Genomic DNA, 19,572 nt, shown 5'->3' with positions numbered 1-19,572 from the left:
GTATTCAGCACCATGAACGGGCAGATCGAGCAGATCGGCAAGGCTTCCAAGGGCTCATGGATATGCTTATCGGCGCCAACTGATGTCGAGCTGGCTAATGTCTCCCAGACCACCGGCATAGACCTGGCAGACCTGCGTGCGCCCTTGGACGATGAGGAGCGTTCGCGTGTGGACGTGGAGGACGAATACACCATGGTCATCGTCGACATTCCCCGGGCCGAGGAGCGCGACGGGCGGGACTACTACGAGACCATTCCTCTCTCCATCATCGTCACCGAGGATCTGATTGTCACCGTCTGCATGCAGGACACAGTTCTGCTCCATCCCTTTATGGAGGGCACCATTCGGGGTTTCAACACTTTCATGAAGTCCCGCTTCATCCTGCAGATCCTTTACCGTAACGCCACCCTCTATCTGCGCTACCTGCGCATCATCGACCGCGAGTCGGACCGGTTGGAGCTCAAGTTGCGCCACTCCATGCAGAACAGAGAGATTCTCATGCTGTTGGAGCTCAACAAGACCTTGGTCTACTTCGCCACCAGCCTCAAGTCCAACGAGATCGTCCTGGAGAAGCTGACCGGCCTGGAGCGGATCAAGCGCTACCCGGACGACGAGGATCTTCTGGGCGACGTGATTACCGAGAACAAGCAGGCCATCGAGATGGCCAACATCTACTCAAGCGTGCTTTCAAACATGACTGACGCCTTCGCCTCCATTGTCTCCAACAACGTCAACAACGTCATGAGGATCTTCACCATCATCTCCATCAGCCTGTCGGTGCCTACGCTGATTTTCTCCATGTATGGCATGAACTTCAACCAGGGCATGTTCGGCATGCCCTTTACCGACAAGCCCTGGGGATTTGCGGTCGTGGTGATTCTGTCAGGCCTGCTGACCGCCCTGGTAACCTGGTTCCTGACGCGCTCGAGAATGTTCAAGTAGGGGCCGATTATGTTTGCACGCAGGATTGCGGCGGCTCTGGTGGCGCTGGTTCTGGCGGTGCCCATGAGCGGGTGCGGCCGCCAGGAGGATCGCTACCGGGCTGGTTCCATCGGGCCCAAGATCAGCGTGGGCATCTCCTTCGACCAGCCCGGGCTTGGATTCGCCCAGTCCGGCCAGTACTGGGGTCTGGATGTGGATGTGGCCCGGTACGTGGTCCACGAGCTTGGATACGCCGAGTCGCAGATCGTTTTCCGCCAGGTGAAGCCTGCGGACCGCGAGCGCATGCTCGAACAAGGCCAGGTAGACATGGTCGTGGCTGGCTATTCCATCACCCAGGAACGGCAAAAGCTGGTGGATTTCGCCGGGCCCTACCTGGCTGCGGGGCAGGACCTGCTGGTTCGCCGCACTCAGAACGATATCGCCGGGGTGGAGGATCTGGCCCAAAAGCGGGTCTGCGTGGCAGCTGGGTCCACCTCCGGGGCTCTGGTGCGCTCGCTGGCCCCACAAGCTCAGGTACAGGAGCGGGAGGAGTTCCCCGAGTGCGTCACGGCCCTGCTCAGCGGGGACACTGATGCCGCCAGCGGCGACGACTTTGCCCTGGCCGGCCTGACTCATGTTCGCGGCGGCGGCCAGCTGCGTCTGGTCGGCAATCCCTTCTCCCATGAACGGTACGGTATCGGCGTGCCCCACGGGGATCCGGAGCTGGTGGATGTCATCGACCAGGCCTTGAAGAGGATGATGCGGGACGGATCCTTCAAGGCCGCCCTGGGTCGGGCCTCCAAGTCCATCGGCTTCTCCATCAATGCCGCAGCTCGCACCCTGCAGCCTGGCGACCACTGAGCACAGCTCCGGTCAGGATGACGGATGCTGGACATAAGCCTGGCTGTGTCCATGTGAATGGCGATAATTCACGATATGAACGCGAATGAAGACAGGGATCATCAGCAGACCCAGGAATCCGAACAGCCTCAATTCCGCTACGATGCCGCCATGGCTCAGACCATCGAGGAGCGCTGGCAGCAGCGCTGGGACAAGGAGGGCACCTTCTGGGCCGCCAACACCAAGGGCGACTTGACGGATGCCCAGGGAGATCATGCTGGGGGCCGCAGTCCCTACTTCGTCATCGACATGTTCCCCTATCCTTCGGGCAAGGGCCTGCATGTGGGCCACCCCTTGGGCTACATCGCCACCGATGTGGTCAGCCGCTATCACCGGATGAAGGGCGAGAACGTCCTGCATGCCATGGGCTATGACGCCTTCGGCCTGCCCGCCGAGCAGTATGCGGTCCAGACCGGCCAGCACCCCCGGGTCACTACTGAGCAGAACATCGCCAACATGCGGTGGCAGCTGCACCGGCTGGGGCTCAGCTTCGACGACCGCCGCTCCTTCGCCACCATCGATACCGACTACGTGCGCTGGACACAGTGGATCTTCTCGCGCATCTACGAGTCCTGGTATGACCCCGACTACCGCCGTGCAGATGGAGGGACGGGCTCGGCCAGGCCCATCAGCGAGTTGGTTGAGGCCTTCAAGTCCGGAAGCAGGCCCATCCCCGGCCATGCCGATGCCTCCTGGGATGACCTGGACGAGGCCGAGCGCTCCGAGGTGCTCAACGACTTCCGTTTGGCCTACATCTCTCGCTCGCCGGTCAACTGGTGCCCCGGACTGGGCACGGTCCTGGCCAATGAGGAGGTGACCGCCGAGGGGCGCTCGGAACGAGGCAACTACCCGGTCTACCAGCGTGAGCTCAAGCAGTGGTCCATGCGCATCACCGCCTACGGCCACCGGCTTCTGGAGGATCTGGATATCCTGGACTGGCCCGATAAGGTCAAGCTCATGCAGCGCAACTGGATCGGGGAGTCACACGGGGCTTCGGTGGACTTCACCGTGCCCAGCCCTGACGGCGATCAGACCATGGAGGTCTACACCACCCGTCCTGACACGCTTTTCGGTGCTACCTTCGCTGTGGTTTCCCCAGAGCACGACCTGCTGCAGCACTTGCCACAGGAGTGGCCTGAGGATGTGCCCGAGCAGTGGAAGGGCGGCTATGTCAATCCTGCTGAGGGTGTGCAAGCCTACCGACGGGCCGCCGAGGCCAAGACAGCCAAGGATCGCGTGGATGAGGGCGGAGCCAAGACCGGCCTGTTTACCGGGCTGTACGCGATCAACCCCATCACCGGGGCCAAGTTGCCCATCTTCACTGCTGACTACGTGCTGATGGACTACGGTACCGGAGCCATCATGGCTGTGCCAGGCGGTGATCAGCGCGATTACGACTTCGCCGTCAAGTACGGCCTTCCCGTCGTCTACACGGTCAGTCCACTGGCTGAGTCCGGACAGACCTTGGACGACTATCGGGGCAAGGCACCTTTCGTCTCTCACGACGGCATTGTGGTCGACTCTTCGGTTCAGACAACCCAGGCCGCTGGCGACTCGCTCAGCTTGGATGGTTTGCGGGTTGACCAGGCCATCGAGAAAGTCACTGCCTGGCTGGAGTCGGCAGGCGTGGGCCATGGGACAGTCTCCTACCGGCTGCGCGACTGGCTCTTCTCCCGTCAGCGCTACTGGGGCGAGCCCTTCCCGGTGGTCTATGATGATCAGGGCCTGCCCCACCTGCTGCCCGACGATCAGCTTCCGGTGGCCCTGCCGGACGTGCCCGACTACTCGCCTAAGACCTTTGATCCCGAGGATGCCCAGTCCAGCCCGGAGGCCCCGCTGAGCCGCAACCAGGATTGGGTGAACGTGACCCTGGACCTGGGTGACGGGCCCAAGGTCTACCACAGGGACACCAACACCATGCCCAACTGGGCCGGCTCCTGCTGGTATTACATGCGCTACATCGATCCCAAGAATGACCAGCACATGGTCGATCCGGAGGAATACGACTACTGGCTGGGGCCCAGGCACAACGCCACGGCCGGGGAGTCAGGCGGTGTCGACCTCTACGTGGGCGGTGTTGAGCACGCGGTACTGCATCTGCTCTATGCCCGCTTCTGGCACAAGGTGCTCTATGATCTGGGTTACGTTTCGTCCAAGGAGCCCTTCCACAAGCTCTTCAACCAAGGAATGATCCAGGCCTACGCCTACACGGACCAGCGCGGCCAATACGTGCCCGCTGCCGAGGTGGAGGAGCATGATGAGGGCGGCAAGGTCAGCTATACCTGGCAGGGGCAGCCGGTCAATCGCGAGTTCGGCAAGATGGGCAAGAGCCTGAAGAACATCATCACCCCTGACGACATGTACCGCACCTATGGGGCCGACACCTTCCGCCTCTACGAGATGAGCATGGGACCCCTGGACGAGTCCCGGCCCTGGAATACGCGCAACGTGGTGGGCGGCATGCGCTTCCTGCAGCGGCTCTGGCGCAACGTGGTGGACGAACGGACCGGCGAGGTGGTTCTGGACGAGGGTGAGCTCGACCAGAAGACCCTGAAGCTGCTCAACACCACCATCCACGACGTGACGGTGGAGATGGAGGCCATGCGGCCCAACACGGCCATCGCCAGGATGATCGTGCTCAACAACCATCTGACCGGGCTGAATCCGACGCCCAGGGCAGCCATTGAGCCCCTGGTGCTCATGCTCTCGCCCATCGCCCCCCACATCTGCGAGGAGCTCTGGAGCCGTCTGGGACACAAGGAGTCCCTGGCGCACGCCCAGTGGCCGACCTGGGATGATCGCTATCTTGGTGAGGACACGGTCACCGCCGTTGTCCAGGTCAAAGGCAAGGTCCGCGGCAAGCTGCAGGTCAGTCCCGACATCGCGCCTGATGAACTCGAGGCCATGGCCCTGGAACTGCCCGCCGTCCAGGAGCGGCTGGGTGGCAAGGAGCCGCGGAAGGTCATTGTTAAGGCCCCTAAGATCGTTTCGGTCGTGCCGGCCTGATCCTGTACTGTCCGCAGCCAGGCTGTGGACGGATGACGACCTTCGACCACATAGCCCCCCGACCTCATATCGGGGGACTTTTCATGCCAGGCTGGGTCCATGAGCATCAACATCACCCAGCCGCCAGCGCCGCCCCTACAGGCTTTGGCCCTGAATCAATCGGTTCGTTCGGAGGGGTCAGCCGAAGGCAAGGCCAAGTCCCAGGTCCGACGGGATCGGCCCGTCTGGTCGTTTACGCCCCTCCAGGCCTTGACAGCCATCCTTATTCTGGTGTCGGCTCTTGCCCTAAGTCTGACCCTGTTGGCCCAGCAGGGACGGGCGCTGGCTGCAGGAGCAGCCGTTGACGGATCCGGGACCAGTTCATCGGCTCCTGCGAACGGTAATGTGAACAGCGCTGCACACCGAGGCAAGCAAGCCTCGGGTAACGAACGTAGCCGGGACACTTCGAGCGCAGTAGTAAGCGAGCAGGCCGATCCGGCCTCAGACTCCGCCCAACATACTGAAAAGGCCGACAATGCCCCTGCTGTGCCGGCCCCCAGTTCCTCTTCGGAGTCAGCAGACCGGGCGGGACGCGTGAATCTTAACAGCGCCAGCCAGCAGGATCTGGAAAATGTCAAGGGAATTGGCCCGGTCAAGGCTGCAAAAATATTGGAGCACCGGCGCGCCATCGGCGGTCGGTACACTTCGGTAGACCAGATCCTGGATGTCCCCGGCATCGGTGCCAAGACCTTGGCCCGCTTACGCCCATATTTGATGGCGCAATGATGGCCGTTCATTCAAGAGTTCACGCTGGGGTTCACGATGCAATTGATCAGGAGAACGGCAGCTGCAATCTTCGAATGCTCCCCGCTGCCTGTCTGGCCTGGGCGGTTGCACTACTGGTCCCATGGCTTCTGGACAGGAGCATGGGCGGAGTCATGCCAGTATCAGGCAAGAGCGGTGATTGGGCCAAGACGGCGGAGGAGTCCAGAGGCGCTATGGCCGGCGGGAGTACACCCGGTGGAAGCATGGGCATGGCGGTCTGGAAAATGCCGCTTGCCCTAGCGCTTCCATTACTCCTTGCAATGGTCCTGCTTGCCATCAAACTCGTCTGCTTGTCCGCCACCGAGGATCCCGATTGCAGAAGTCAGATATGTCGGCGGTCCCCTCGCTTACGCAGACGTAACCAGCTGTCCCGAGTTTGTGCGAGTCCTGGGCAGAAGAATCATAGGGACAAAAGTCGTTGGAACGAAAACCATCGGAATGCACCCTGCGTGAATACCACGAACACCAAAGACACCGTTTATAAGAATACGACTCATTGGGATATCCGGATTCAGTCGTTGCGCCGGTTCTCAGACAAACGCTCATACACCGGGTTCAGGCGCTATTCTGATTGCAGGTCTTCCTCATTCCGTTCTTCTTCCATGCTTGTTTCCGCCTTGCAAACATTGGTGTCCGCTTGGTTTGGTCCTCGGAGGCTACCAATGCTCGCCGTCCTGACTGCGGTGGCTTTGGCTGTAGCAACTGCCGCTGCAGTTGGTCATGAATCAGTGCGTAATGGGCCTGCAGCCCGTCAGATTCGGCAGGGGAAGGCACTTGCCGAGGTGCATGGCCGAGCTGTGGGCCCTATGAGCGCATCTTCTCGGCGAGGCTGGGACTGTCAGGCGGAATTAAAACTGAAATGGGTGACTTTGGCCGGGGTGCGCATGCCTTCCGATGAACGGATCGTGCTCTTCGCTCGCAGCCGGTCATGCCTGTTCCAGCAGGGCGGACAGTATCGTGCGCGAGGCCTTTTGGCGCCCCCCACGTACGGCCGTCCTATGCCTTGGCTGGCCGTGGAGAATGGCTTGCAACAGGTCAGGCCGCCAGGGCCCTGTAGACGATTGATAGCTCGTATGCAAAAGGCCTTTCTTGAACAGACCAGCAGGCTTGATGACCAGGGGCGAATCCTGGTGCCGGGGTTGACCATGGGCATCCTTGGTAACCAAGCCCTACCCGGGTCGGGTGGTTCTCTGGGCAGACCGGCAGTGGAGCCTGCATATGCTGCTCGTCTAACCCAGAATTTCCGGGCATCTGGCATCCTGCATCTGATGGCCGTCTCCGGCGGACACTTCATGATCCTGGCCTCGCTGCTGGTTTCGATCATGCGGGCCCTACGCTCGCCGCCCTTGCTGATGGCCTTGGTTTTGTCTGCAGCCTATATGGGTTTGGGTATGCTGATGGTTCCCGGGGATTCAGTCTTGCGAGCTCAGGCCATGGGACTTCTTTCGGCATTGGCTCTGGCTGCCTGTCGGCCTGCCCAGTCATTGAACACCCTGTCCTGGTGTGTGCTGCTGATACTAATTCTGCGGCCTTCCATGGCAGCAAGTTTCGGCTTTGCGCTCTCCTGCGCAGCCGTGCTGGGCATCGGTCTGGGCAACCGGCGTTTGACGGCCTTTCTTGAAGGCCATCTTCCTGCACTTCTTGCACGTCCATTGGCCCCGACCCTGTGTGCCCAGGCCGGGACGCTGCCCGTGCAGATGCTGATGAGTCCAGGACTGCCTCTGCTGGCCCCGCTGGCCAACCTGTTAGTCACTCCTGTGGTCGATGCTGCCACAGTGACCGGCCTGCTGGCTCTGCTCACCTCCTGGGTGTGGCCTCCAGTGGGGTTCTTGCTGGCCCGACTGACCTCCCTGGGTACCGGAGTTATGGCTTTTGCCGCCAAATGGATGGGCGAGGCTATTGCTCCGGCGGCTTGGCCATCGGGGCCAGTTGGCAGTGCCTGCCTGCTTGGTCTGGGTCTCATGGCCGTGATTGATCACCGGCTGATTCGACTCATCCGCGTCCGGAAACGGGACTGTTCATGGTCAACTGTGACAAACGTGGCTTCGGGGGTTCCCTTTCGGCCGTCGGCCTGGGCGTCAATCAGGGGCTGGCTGCAACAGACCTATGGACTTTTGGCCCAGTTAGTCTTCAAAAACGACCGACGTCAATGTCCAGTGATGAAGGGAGATTTGAGGCATGACCAAAGCTCAGCAGGAGAACCCTTCCGTCCATCTGGTGGTCGGTGGCGATCCCTTCCTCAACGGGCAACGCGTCAAGGAACTGTGTGCACAGGCATGTGCAGCCCATCCGGACAGCGAATACATAGAAATGGACGCGGCAGACTGCGACGCTTACGCCTTTCAGGAGGCGGTCGGACCCTCCCTGCTCAGTCAGACGGCCGTGGTTTTTCTGGATGATCTGCAGGCGGCCGATGAGGCCTTGACTCAGGCCCTGGTGGATTTTTGCCGCGAGCCGGCAGAATCCGAATCCAGCATTGTCATCGCACGTCATGACGGGGGCAACCGGGGCCGCAGGCTTTTGGACCAGATGGAACGAGTCGGAGCAGTCATAGAGCGGATGCCGGATCTGAAGAAGTTCGATGACAAGATCGACTTCGTCTATGGACAATTCAAGGCCCATCAGCGCCGCATCCAGCCACGGGCAGCCCAGCGTCTGGTGGATGTCCTGGGCGAACGTACTCCTGAACTGGCCGCCATGTGCTCCCAGCTCTGTTTCGATTTTGACCAGGACCCCATGACCTTGGAGATCGTTAACCGGTATTTGACTGATAATCCGGCTGTATCCGGATTCGCCGTGGCGGACAGGGCCCTTGCTGGACGACCGGCCCAAGCCGTTGTCGCCCTGCGCTCAGCTTTGGAACAGGGCAATGAACCGGTTTCTCTAATTGGAGTACTGGCTCTGAAGTTGCGGACGCTGGGCAAGGAGGCGGCCATTGAATCGGGATCCATCACAACAGCCGAGGCCAAGGCCGCCTACTGGCAGTTGCGGGAGGCGAAACGGCAGCTGCATGGATGGACCTCCTCCGGTCTGGCGGCCTGCATTGAGGCCTTGGCCCAGGCAGATGAGGTCAGCAAGACCAGCAGCGGCGATACTCGCTATGCTCTGGAACGGGCAGTGGAGCTGATTGCCGCCAAGGGAAGGACATTGGCATGAGCCTGCAGGACAGCGCCGGTCAGCAGGATGGATTTGAGCTGGCCGTGCCTACGGGCGAGGACATGCAACGCCTGGGCAGAAACCTGGCCTCGTGTGTGCATGGCGGGGATGTGATTCTTCTGTCCGGTCCTCTGGGGGCGGGCAAGACCACGCTGGCCCAGGGGCTGGGCAGCGGACTTGGAGTGGACGGCCCTGTAGTCTCGCCCACGTTCACCATCGCAAGAGAGCTGCACGGCCATCTGTCCGACGGCTCACCTGTGACCCTGATTCATGTGGATGCCTATAGGTTGGGCGGACAGGATTATCTGCCTGGCGAAGATGCCGTGGATCGGCTTCTGGACGAGCTGGAGTCCCTTGGTCTGGATGAGGAATTGGAAGATCCGGGTCAAAGCACCATCATCCTGATGGAATGGGGGGAGCAGATGGCCTCGGCGCTGGCCGATCAACGTTTGGAAGTGACCATCAGCCGACCCGTGGACGCCCGGGAAGATCCTGACGCGCCACCCAGCTCCCAGGGTCAGCGTATGGTACGTCTGCGTGGAGTAGGTCCTTCATGGGCCACCAGACTGGAGGAGCTGAGAAAGGCGATGACGGCATGAGCGGGAGCGATACGCCCCTTTTAGTGATCGATACCTCATATGGCTCGACTGTGGGGCTGCCCGGGAGGGAGCCCTGCATCGAGACCGACTCGCGCTCGCATGTGGAACGTCTTCAAGTCAATATCGCCAAGGTCATGGACCAGGCTGGATTGTCTGCAGACGAACTGAGGACCATCGTAGTGGGACTGGGTCCTGCGCCTTTCACTGGTTTGCGGGCAGGCATCGTCACCGCCAAGGCCCTGGCTTTTGCCACGGGTGCCCGTCTGCTTGGACAGGACATCCTGGAGCCGCAAGCCCGCTATGCCTACAGCCAGTTCAAGCAGCAGGACCAAGACCATACCCGGCTCCTGGTCCTGGCAGTCAATGATGCTCGGCGTCGCCAGCTCTACTATCGTCTTTTTGACGACTTTGGAGACGTGGAGGGCCAGGCCAGGCCACTGACCGAGATGAGCATCGACTATCCAGCAGCTATCTGTGAGAAGATCGCGGCCATGGTAGAAGAGCGGAGATCCCCCGACCAAGATCCTGTCACCATGGTCGTTAGCGGCCACGGAACCGGTCGCTACGCTGACCAATGGGAGCGTCTGAACAAGCAATCTGATATACGGGTTGTGCTGGACGAGGGATCCTTCTTGGAGGATAGGATTGACGGGACAAGCCTGATGGCTGCTTGTGCATGCCGACGTGCCCAACAGGGGCTGATCGACCCTGTGGAGCCGCTTTACCTTCGTAGGCCGGATGTCTCCGTGCCCAATCCGCTCAAACACGTAGCCGTCCAGTCATGATTCGCGGGGTGGCCTCGGGGGATTTGGACCAGCTGGTCGATCTGGAGGCGAGCGTTTTCGGCGACCAAGCCTGGAGTCGGCAGGCGCTGCGGTTCGAGCTGTCTGCGCCCTCACGCACCTACCTGGTATGGGATGACCAGGGAGCCATCCTGGGCTACGGAGGTTACTGGTCTGGTGAACGGGATGCCGAGCTGATGACCATCGGGGTGCTGCCGGAAGCCCGGAATCGAGGCATTGCTGGATTCTTGCTGTCCATGCTGATCGCTGGAGCCGATCGCGAGGGTCTGCAGCGCATGAACCTGAAAGTGCGCGTAGACAACTCCGCTGCCATCGACCTCTACGAGGACTTTGGCTTCTCACGGATGGGTCTGTGCAAAGGCTATTATCAGCCTGAAGATGTGGATGCCTGGGCTATGACCAGGCCCTTAATCTCGGTGGGACCGGGCCCGGTGGGCTTTGGCAGCAACAAGCTTTCGAAAGGACAGGAAAGGATCATTGACCATGAGTGAGCCTCTGGTGCTTGGCATCGAATCCACCTGCGACGAGACCGCGGCCGCCTTGGTTCAGGGCAACCGGCTGTTGTCCAACGTGGTGGCATCCTCCATGAACGAGCATGCCCGCTATGGCGGCGTCATACCCGAGATCGCCTCACGGGCACACGCTGAGTCCTTTGTGCCGGTCGTCTCCAAGGCCCTGAACGATGCGGATATGAACCTGTCCCAGGTCGATGCCATAGCGGTCTCGGCCGGTCCTGGGCTGGCTGGATGCCTGGCCGTAGGCGTTTCCGGTGCCAAGGCGCTGGCTTGGGCGGCGAAAAAGCCCTTGTACGGTATCAACCACGTCATCGGCCATATAGCGGTCACCCAGCTCCAATTCGGTCCATTCCCCCAGAATGCCCTGGCTCTGATTGTCTCCGGCGGCCACACCTCGCTGCTGCACGTGGATGATCTGGCGCGATCGGTCCAGGTGGTGGGCACCACACTGGACGATGCGGCGGGGGAGTGCTTCGACAAGATTGCACGTTTGCTCGGCTTCCCCTATCCGGGCGGTCCCCACATCGACCGTCATGCCCGTCTGGGCGACCCCCACGCCATCGCCGTGCCCCAGGGGCTGACAAAGGGCCGGGCCGGAGCCGAGCATCCTTATGACTTCAGCTTCTCGGGGGTCAAGACCGCAGTGGCTCGATGGGTCGAGCGCAGACAGCAGGCCGGGCTCGACATTCCCGTGGATGATGTCTGCGCCTCGCTGGCAGACTCCGTGGCTACCGTCCTTTCCCGCAAGGCCATGGCTGCCTGTCACCGGTTCGACACGGATACCCTGATTGTCGGCGGCGGGTTCTCGGCCAACTCGCAGCTGCGCGGCAGCCTTCAGAAGTTCGGCGACGAGGAGGGCGTCAAGGTCCGTATTCCGAAGATCAACTTGTGCACGGACAACGGTGCCATGGTGGCCATGCTGGGCGTCAATCTGGTTCAGGCCGGCCTGCCTCCCTCTGCTCCTGACTTCTCTATTGATTCAGCCATGCCGATGGACAAGATCCTCATGTAATCGACACGCCAAGTTGTCGGATACGAAGGTCCTGACTATAGTATGGTAATTGTGTTCAGCGAGAGTTGAACGGGACATTCCCGCATAGCTCAGTTGGCAGAGCGTTCGACTGTTAATCGAAATGTCGCTGGTTCAAGCCCAGCTGCGGGAGCTCTCAACCGCCGGTCTTCCGGCGGTTTCTTTATATTGTGCGATTTTTCAGACACATGCAATCCTGTTATTCCCAATGGTCTTGGTTGTTGTCAACACGAGTATCGGGACGATCAGTCTATTGAATTGCTGTTGGAGTCTCCTAATCCAGGAATTGATGATGTCATTTTATTTTGGAGATTCGCTTCTTTCATGACAGCTGAATGATTATGTAGCCTTTCGTTTGGCACCCGGAAGGCACCTTTTCGGTATTGCATGAGGCGACAGACAGGTGCCTGGCCGAATTAGCAACGTTGTACTATTCAGATGATCCATAGTTTTGGAGATGGACGAGAATCATTGACGATAAAGTCAGAACGAAGGAGCCAGACAGTGACGCAAGGGCGGCAAAATCACAGAAGCGGGGCACAGTTCAAGGTGGATGAGGAGCAGGAGTCTACACCCATTGACGATCGCCTCTTCGGATCTTTCGTGGAGCACCTGGGTCGGGGCATCTACTCGGGTATCTATGAACCGGGGCATCCGACAGCAGACGAGCAGGGCTTCCGCCGCGACGTCATGGATCTTGTGAAGGAATTAGGCGTGACAACCATCCGATACCCAGGTGGCAACTTTGTTTCGGGCTATCGCTGGGAGGATGGCGTGGGACCGCGCGAAAGCCGTCCTCGCCGTCTCGATCTGGCCTGGCACTCCGGCGAAAGCAACGAATTCGGCCTGCACGAGATGAGCGACTGGCTGGACAAGCTGGGCGGCAACGAGCTTATGGAGGCCGTCAACCTGGGTACCAGGGGCATGCAGGAAGCCCTGGACCTGCTCGAATACTGCAATGTGCCATCGGGCACCGAGCTGTCCGAACGGCGGCGGGCCAACGGCCATGATCGTCCCTTTGGCATCAAGATGTGGTGTCTGGGCAACGAGATGGATGGCGACTGGCAGATTGGCCACAAGAGTGCACAGGAATACGCTGATCTGGCCAACCGGACGGCTGTGGCCATGCGGATGATCGACCCGGACTTGGATCTGGTTGTATGCGGGTCTTCCTCGCACACCATGCCCACTTTCGGCCTCTGGGAGCGTACAGTCCTGGAGCGCTGCTTCGAAAATGTGAACTTCCTCTCATGCCATGCCTATTACGCACCCAAGAATGGAGACATGGCCAGCTTTCTGGCTTCCGGCGTGGACATGGACAGTTTCATCACCGATGTGGCGGCCATCATCGCCGCCTCGCGTGCCCGGCTGGGCAGCGATCATCAGGTTTTCATCTCCTTTGACGAGTGGAATGTATGGTACCAGGAGGCTCAGGCCAGCAGATCGCCTGAAGGCATCGGCAATTGGCCTCTAGGCTCGCCGCTTTTGGAGGATGTCTATTCGGCAGCAGATGCCGTGGTGGTGGGTGACTTGCTGATTGCCCTGCTCAGGCATGCCGATGTCGTTCATGCAGCCAGCCTGGCCCAGCTGGTCAACGTCATTGCCCCCATCATGACTGAGCCCGGCGGTCCTGCTTGGCGGCAGACCATTTTCTACCCCTTCGCCCTGACGGCTCGTTATGCACGAGGCGGCAACGTGCTCAAGAGTCTGCAAAGCGGCGACACCTATGAGACTTCGCGCTATGGTCAGGTGCCCATGACCGATTCAGTGGCCGTCAGGGGTGCCGACGGTTCACTAAGCGTTTTTGTGGTCAACCGCAGCCCTGACAGTTGTGTTGATTTCAGAATCGCCCTGCCTGAACAGGATCGACGCAGACAAGCCACAGTCAGCACCCTGCATGAGGACGACCCCTCGGCACGCAACACTCTTGAAGACCAGGAGCGGGTCGTCATGCATGCCCGGAAAGACATCAAGATGGATGAGGATGCCTTGAATCTTCAGCTGCCTCCCATCTCTTGGACGGTCATTCATTTGGCTTAAAAGGCCGCTAAAGGCATCTGGGCTGGGAACCCTTTCAAGGTTTTCGGGTATGGTGCCTTTACGGTCCATCTGGATGTGGACGACTGGATATTCGACCACATGCCTCTTTCCGGCTCACGCGGCCTTGGCATCCAATCCATCCTGATGGTGGATGCTCAATCGGGCGTCCACGATGACGGAGGGAAGGTGCACCTATGGCCTGTGCGCGTGACCATAAGAACAAGGGCATCAAACGGATTACCGGCCGGATGCCCATTATGCCTTCCGGCTGTCGGCCTCCTTGGTTTCCCAGGACTCTGCTGGTGCTGATGCTGGCACTGGTCCTGTCGGCCGCAGGACCCACGGCAACTGTCATGGCTCAGCCTGCGCCGACCCTGCCTTCGGCTGGAGTTCCGGCGCAGAACGGTCGAGTTACATCATCGACTGCAGCCTGCCGCCGGGGCTGGCTGTGGCCCCTTGAACCCCTGACTGGAGATAATGCCGCATCGCAGGTTATTATTCGTCCCTTTGATCCGCCGGATCATCCTTGGCTGAGCGGTCATCGTGGGATTGACCTGGCAGCGCAGCTGGGCAGGCGTATCAGGACTCCGGCAGACGGTGTCATCGCCTTTGCAGGTTCCGTAGCAGGCAAGGACGTGGTCTCCATTCGTCACGGCAATCTGGTCTCCACCTACGAGCCTGCGCAGAGCTCTTTGCCGACGGGAACCCGACTTCAGGCCGGCACGGTCTGGGGGAAAGTAGAGGGGGTCTCGGACCACTGTGCTCAGGATTGTCTGCACTGGGGTCTCAAAGACGGTCAAGGCCGCTATTTGAATCCCGGCGCTAAAGTCGGAAATCACAGGATTCGTCTCAAACCCTTATAGCAGTGCCACAGTCGTTCAGATGACGCGCGCGTCTGCAGACCGGGTATATCGCTGGCCCGGGGGAGCGGTTAGAATCGTTAAGCATAACGCCGTTTCAGCAGGGAGTGGTCATGCAGAACATTCAGCAAGAATTCACGCGTCCGCTTGAGGAGCCCATAGATGCCGATGCCAGCGTCTTCTCCCTGCTTGAAGACAGGGTGGTGCGCCTGGGGGACGATCCTTTGATTGAATACCGAAGCGGACGTGAGTGGAACACCATCACGGCCCGTGAGTTCCGGGATCGTGTGGTCGGGCTGGCCAAGGGGCTTATGGCACGAGGGATAGGTCGGGGGGATTCGGTGGCCATCGTCTCGCACACCCGATGGGAGTGGACTGCCCTGGACATGGCTATCCTGTCCATCGGAGCGGTTACGGTGCCGGTCTACGAGACAGACTCGCCCGATCAGATCCGCCGTATCTTCAACGACTCCCACGTGGGCTTGGCCTTTCTGGAGGATGACGATATGAGGGCCCGGGTGGACGCGGTTCGTTCCCAGTGTGCCTATCTGAACGATCTGTATGTGATAACAAGGGGGGCGCTGACCACCATGACCGCCTACGGACGGGCGGTGGACCAGGCAGACTTCCAATCCCGGGCCGACTCGGTGCGAGGCTCCGACTTGGCAACTATCGTCTACACTTCAGGCTCCACGGGCAAGCCCAAGGGCATAGAGATCAGTCACAGCAACATCGTCTTCACCGTTCGTTCGGGTGCTCAGGCGGTTCCTGACATCTGCTTGGGCGAGGGCAGGCGGCTTCTACTCTGTCTGCCTCTGGCCCACGCCTTTGCCCGCTGCCTGCAGTTCTTCGCCATCGCCACGGATCTCACCCTGGGGCTCACCGGGTCCATCCGCAATCTGCTGCAGGACACGCAGACTTTCAAGCCCACCTTCATCCTGGCTGTGCCGCGAATCTTCGAGAAGATCTACAACGCCGCATCCCAGCGGGCCGGCACAGGCGCTAGGGGCAGGATTTTCCTGGATGCTGCAGGGGTGGCCAGGCAGTGGTCCCGTCACCAACAGAACGGCACCCGCGTTCCCATGTCGTTGAAGACCAAGCACCTCATGTACACGGGCACCGTCTACGATCCCATCCTCGAGGCCTTGGGCGGCCGGGTCAAGTATGCCATTTCGGGCGGAGCACCCCTGGACAGGGACATTGCGGACTTCTTCAACGGCATAGGTCTGCCCCTCCTCGAGGGCTACGGCATGACCGAGACCATGGGTCCGGTGACGGTCAACCCTACCAAGGGCTACCGGCTGGGCACCATCGGCTTGCCCATGCCCGGCATCACCGTGGGCATCGACCAGGAGGGCCAGCTCTGTGTCAAGGGCCCCGATGTCTGCATGGGCTACCACAACCATCCAGAAATCACCACCAGGCAGATTCGCGACGGCTGGTTGCTGACCGGCGATCTGGGAAGTCTGGACGAGGACGGGTTCGTTCGGCTGACTGGCCGGCGCAAGGAAATCATCATTACTGCTGGCGGCAAGAACATCTCGCCGGCGCTGCTGGAGACGGCTGTTGAACGTTCGCCCATTATCAGCCACTGCATGGTCATCGGAGACCGCAGGCCATTCGTCTCGGCCCTGATCACCCTCAATTCCGAGGAGGTCGACCGCTGGTTGCGGGACCAGGGCGCTGAGCCCCTGAAAGAGGCCGCTGCGGCTGGGGAGAACCCCATTATCCGCACCGAGGTCGACCGTGCAGTGGACGCGGCCAATGCTCAGGTATCCCGGGCCGAGGGCATCCGCCGCTATCTGATTCTGGACCAGGACTTCACTCGTGAAAACGGTTTGCTCACCGCATCATACAAGCCCCGCCGTCAGGAGGTTCTCAAGCGGTATGAGGATCGGATCGAGCATGAGATCTATGCTCAAAGACCAGCATCGGCAGGTTTGATGTAGCCGGTGTCGATCAGCGTCGCCTTGAGGTTGGATGCCGAAACCGCAACCAAAGGTCTTGACAGACGGTGTAACTGTTTGCCATCCTGATTCACGGTCTGAATCGTATCCATGGCTGGCACCTTCCCCTGGCTGTTGAGGTTGACGCAGGCCTTGGCAATATCACCTGCAAGCCCCAGTCTGTCTTCCAGCCCGGTCATCCACTGCTGTCCATCCACGATTTGGGGGATGTTGTCCGCATAGGCGCCATACCCACTGATGATGGGCCAGGCGGTGTGGTCGTCGGAGGACGTGGATTCTTGGGTCTTGCCCGTGTTCTGCGAAGAATCCGCTTGCGACCCCGACGAATTCTGGCTTGCAGGGCTCTGGGCGGGTTTGGGCACGCGCTGACGGTGCAGATCCTGACGGCCGGCCATGGATCCTACGATGCCGGATATGGAAATTTCCGGGTTGACGTCCGCCGACGAACCTCGATATCCTAAATCCCTGAGCTCAGAGACCACTCCGGAAACGATGAAGTCGTTCATGGCCAGAATGCCGTCTACCTCGGTATGGGATTTGGCGTCGTCGTTCATGGATAGACGGGTTGCCAGCTCTTTGCCTGTAGCCGAGGCATCCTTGCCTGGATCGAAGGCGACAGCCTGCCAGTCCCGTTCGGTACTGTCGGCCTGCAGGCGTCCCGAGGGACTGTCGGCCCTTCCATCCTTGAAATATGGACCTAGCACCTGCCAGATTCCGGCGAAGGCCTGGGCGGGGAAGGAATTCTGATCCTCTTGCTGGTCCTGTTCAGCCTGGTTGGCTTCAGCACCCGTGTCAGTAGAGGATACATCAGAGGATGCATCGGCCGGACGGTTCGGCAGCAGGATCTCGATGCGGCAGGGGTTGTCCTTGCTGGCCTTGTCCAGCTCCAGCTTGCTGGCCAGCTTCTCCGCCTGCATCTGACCAATGGCCCGTGCGTCAGACAACTGTACGAATAGATCCGGCTGAATGCCCGGTACCTGGTTGGCCATCAGCACCACGTGCATGCCCGCACCAGCAGCCAGACGCAGAGACGAGACCAGACGCGAACTCGCCTTGTCTTTGGCATCGACATCCAGTGACTTGCTGATATAGTCGCCATACTGGCGGGTAATGGAGTCTGGCGAGGTCATGGGTGCCACCACCAATGTGGTCGGCTCTGAGGTCTTTTCGGTCTTGCGCTCCGAAAGACGGTTGACCACGTAATCCTGCAGTTCCTTGCTTTGATCCTCCAGATTCCCGCTGGTGTATGCGTCGATGCGCTTGCTGGAAAGATGCTCCTTGGTCAGTGCCGACTTGAGCTCTGGAACCAGGGCGGCCCATTTGTTGATGGGTGTGTGCTGGGAGAGGGTGATGCCGTCAGAGGGAGTGAAAATGGCCACCCGACCGGGTACTTCGGCAGTTGCCGTGGAGGTCGCCTGGCTCTGCGGGGCGGTCGGGGATTGTCTCCCCCCGCTTATGGCTGGACCGCAGGCACTTGCTGATGCGACCATGACCAGGCATGCCAGCAGGGTCATCAAGCCGGACAAATGCCGTGCAAAGCCGGTCTTCTTCACATTCGCTCCTTCGTCCCGACAGAGCCCGACTCTGGCCGGGTCCCGAGCAACCATTGTATGGCTCCCGGGCTGGAGCGTATGGAGCCTCCTTGCTTTTGTGACAAGATTCTCGCCGAGGGGCAGACGGTCAAGACCGATCCGAACAGATTAACCGTTTGCAATAGCTGGGAGATGATGCTCTGTGTGATGATCTGTTAGTCCGCCTTGCTGTCCCTGGCCTCTGTCGCAGCTGAAATCATACGTTCGGCAAGGGCATGGTCCAGGGCATCCATGAAGCCCTCGGTGTCCAGCCAGGGCTGATCAGGACCGACCAGGCTGGCCAGATCCTTGGTCATGCGGCCGGAGCGCACGGTCTCGATAACCACAGTTTCCAGAGTTCGCGCAAACCAAGCTACCTTGGGCGTATCATCCAGCCGAGCCCGTTGCTTGAGTCCGCCGGTCCAGGCAAAAATGGAGGCGATCGGGTTGGTAGAGGTGGTTTCGCCCTTGAGCCATCGCCGGTAATGCCTGGTCACGGTCCCATGGGCAGCCTCGGCTTCTACAGTTTGCCCGTCGGCCGTCATCAGCATGGAGGTCATAAGGCCAAGAGACCCGAACCCTTGAGCTATTGCATCAGACTGGACATCACCGTCGTAATTCTTGCAGGCCCAGACGTATCCTCCCGGCCACTTGAGCGAGGAGGCCACCATGTCGTCGATCAGCCGATGCTGATAGGTCAGTCCCTCTTCCTCGAACCGACTCTGGTATTCCTGCTCGTAGACCTGGGCGAAAATATCCTTGAACCGACCGTCATAGGCCTTGAGGATGGTGTTCTTGGTGCTCAGGTAGACCGGATAGCGCCTTTGCAGGGCATAGTTGAAGCAGGAACGCGCGAAGTCACGGATGGAATCATCAAGGTTGAACTGCACCTGGGCCACGCCCGGACCCGGGTAGATGGTCACCTGTCTGGTCACCGGGTCGCTCCCGTCATCAGGAGTGAACACGACGCTTAGTTTTCCCGGCCCGGGAACGGTGAAATCAGTCGCCTGGTACTGGTCGCCGAAGGCATGGCGGGCCACCACAATGGGTTTGGTCCATCCGGGAACCAGCCGGGGAATATTGTCGATGACGATGGGCTCGCGGAAGATGGTTCCACCAAGGATGTTGCGGATGGTGCCGTTGGGCGACTTCCACATGCGCTTAAGACCGAATTCCTTTACGCGGGCCTCGTCCGGGGTAATGGTGGCGCACTTGACTCCCACCTGCTCGCGTTGAATGGCCTGAGCCGCCTGCACGGTGACCTCGTCGTCGGTGGCATCCCTGTTGCGGATGCCCAGGTCGTAATAGTCCAGGTCCACGTCCAGATAGGGCAGAATCAGCCGTTCCTTGATCATTTTCCAGATGACCCGGGTCATCTCGTCACCGTCGAGCTCGACGAT

General features: G+C 60.1%; 14 protein-coding genes, 1 tRNA gene and 1 pseudogene. 14 read left to right on the top strand and 2 right to left on the bottom strand.

The genetic code is table 11. From position 1 onward, the window contains the following. From AC0AP0_RS02210 to AC0AP0_RS02145, 14 genes and pseudogenes are all read left to right on the top strand, one after another. A partial coding sequence (locus AC0AP0_RS02210) for a magnesium transporter CorA family protein (protein ID WP_490429227.1) occupies positions 1 to 942 on the top strand: 942 nt, incomplete at its 5' end. 9 nt (positions 943 to 951) lie between these two features. Continuing rightward, a complete protein-coding gene (locus AC0AP0_RS02205; RefSeq protein WP_490429226.1) occupies positions 952 to 1,782 on the top strand; it encodes a glutamate ABC transporter substrate-binding protein in 831 nt (276 codons plus the stop codon). A 75-nt stretch (positions 1,783 to 1,857) separates the two neighbouring features. Then, the gene (gene leuS, locus AC0AP0_RS02200; RefSeq protein ID WP_490429225.1) at positions 1,858 to 4,827 is read left to right on the top strand and encodes a leucine--tRNA ligase; all 2,970 of its coding nucleotides are present in this window, start codon (positions 1,858 to 1,860) and stop codon (positions 4,825 to 4,827) included. 99 nt (positions 4,828 to 4,926) lie between these two features. Next, positions 4,927 to 5,592 carry a ComEA family DNA-binding protein gene (locus tag AC0AP0_RS02195; protein WP_490429224.1) on the top strand — a complete coding sequence of 222 codons (666 nt, stop codon included), beginning with the start codon at positions 4,927 to 4,929 and terminating at the stop codon, positions 5,590 to 5,592. Further along, positions 5,589 to 7,586 (top strand): annotated as a pseudogene (locus AC0AP0_RS02190) (ComEC/Rec2 family competence protein); the annotation flags it as partial. The gene AC0AP0_RS02195 and the pseudogene AC0AP0_RS02190, both read left to right, overlap by 4 nt. 223 nt (positions 7,587 to 7,809) lie before the next feature. Next, entirely contained in the window at positions 7,810 to 8,787 is a 978-nt protein-coding gene (holA, locus tag AC0AP0_RS02185; protein ID WP_261254797.1) for a DNA polymerase III subunit delta, read from the top strand. Then, entirely contained in the window at positions 8,784 to 9,386 is a 603-nt protein-coding gene (gene tsaE / locus AC0AP0_RS02180; protein ID WP_490429223.1) for a tRNA (adenosine(37)-N6)-threonylcarbamoyltransferase complex ATPase subunit type 1 TsaE, read from the top strand. Before holA ends, tsaE begins: the two co-directional genes overlap by 4 nt. After that, a complete protein-coding gene (gene tsaB, locus AC0AP0_RS02175; protein ID WP_198190754.1) occupies positions 9,383 to 10,171 on the top strand; it encodes a tRNA (adenosine(37)-N6)-threonylcarbamoyltransferase complex dimerization subunit type 1 TsaB in 789 nt (262 codons plus the stop codon). The genes tsaE and tsaB overlap by 4 nt, the downstream gene beginning before the upstream one ends. Further along, positions 10,168 to 10,680, top strand: coding sequence for a ribosomal protein S18-alanine N-acetyltransferase (gene rimI / locus AC0AP0_RS02170; protein ID WP_490429222.1), 513 nt, complete (start codon positions 10,168 to 10,170; stop codon positions 10,678 to 10,680). Before tsaB ends, rimI begins: the two co-directional genes overlap by 4 nt. Then, positions 10,673 to 11,716, top strand: a complete 1,044-nt coding sequence (gene tsaD, locus AC0AP0_RS02165) for a tRNA (adenosine(37)-N6)-threonylcarbamoyltransferase complex transferase subunit TsaD (protein WP_490429221.1) — start codon at positions 10,673 to 10,675, stop codon at positions 11,714 to 11,716. Before rimI ends, tsaD begins: the two co-directional genes overlap by 8 nt. Positions 11,717 to 11,794: 78 nt before the next feature. Continuing rightward, positions 11,795 to 11,867 (top strand) — tRNA-Asn (locus AC0AP0_RS02160). A gap of 371 nt (positions 11,868 to 12,238) precedes the next feature. Further along, positions 12,239 to 13,774 carry an arabinosylfuranosidase ArfA gene (arfA, locus tag AC0AP0_RS02155; protein ID WP_490429220.1) on the top strand — a complete coding sequence of 512 codons (1,536 nt, stop codon included), beginning with the start codon at positions 12,239 to 12,241 and terminating at the stop codon, positions 13,772 to 13,774. Positions 13,775 to 13,968: 194 nt separating this feature from the next. Next, entirely contained in the window at positions 13,969 to 14,637 is a 669-nt protein-coding gene (locus tag AC0AP0_RS02150) for a M23 family metallopeptidase (RefSeq protein WP_490429219.1), read from the top strand. Between the two features lie 110 nt (positions 14,638 to 14,747). Further along, on the top strand, positions 14,748 to 16,583 hold the full coding sequence (locus AC0AP0_RS02145) for an AMP-dependent synthetase/ligase (protein ID WP_490429218.1): 1,836 nt from the start codon (positions 14,748 to 14,750) through the stop codon (positions 16,581 to 16,583). On the opposite strand, the gene AC0AP0_RS02140 is transcribed toward AC0AP0_RS02145, so the two are convergent. Both AC0AP0_RS02140 and AC0AP0_RS02135 read right to left on the bottom strand, forming a co-directional pair. Next, complete coding sequence (locus AC0AP0_RS02140) at positions 16,553 to 18,115, bottom strand: type 1 periplasmic-binding domain-containing protein (RefSeq protein ID WP_490429228.1); 1,563 nt, start codon at positions 18,113 to 18,115, stop codon at positions 16,553 to 16,555. The two genes, AC0AP0_RS02145 and AC0AP0_RS02140, sit on opposite strands and share 31 nt — an antisense overlap. 233 nt (positions 18,116 to 18,348) lie before the next feature. Then, the coding region (locus AC0AP0_RS02135) for an NADP-dependent isocitrate dehydrogenase (RefSeq protein WP_490429217.1) at positions 18,349 to 19,572 on the bottom strand (1,224 nt) is incomplete at its 5' end.

The organism is Bifidobacterium sp. POST2/T3 (B1) (genome assembly GCF_058197115.1).
Note: the sequence above shows the minus strand (reverse complement) of the source record. Positions and strands in the feature narration are given on the sequence as shown.